Source organism: Akkermansia sp. GGCC_0220, assembly GCF_017566105.1.
GTDB lineage: Bacteria > Verrucomicrobiota > Verrucomicrobiia > Verrucomicrobiales > Akkermansiaceae > Akkermansia > Akkermansia massiliensis.
Genome location: NZ_JABFCI010000192.1, coordinates 1 through 216 on the forward strand (window position 1 = coordinate 1; position 216 = coordinate 216).

General features: G+C 64.8%; 1 protein-coding gene. It reads right to left on the bottom strand.

The genetic code is table 11. The features are described from left to right. Nucleotides 1-216: hypothetical protein (locus HJW02_RS13495; protein WP_208050757.1), on the bottom strand; the 216-nt coding region annotated here is incomplete at both ends.

Below are 216 nucleotides of genomic sequence, written 5' to 3' on the forward strand. Positions count from 1 at the left end.
ACCGCCGCGAAGGAGGCTTCCAACGTCGCGAAGGCGGCTTTGGCGGAGACCGCCGTGAAGGAGGTTTCCAGCGCCGTGAAGGTGGATTTGGAGGAGACCGCCGCGAAGGAGGATTCCAGCGCCGTGAAGGCGGATTTGGTGGAGACCGTCGTGAAGGAGGATTCAAACGCCGCGAAGGCGGTTTCGGAGGAGACCGCCGCGAGGGAGGCTTCCAGC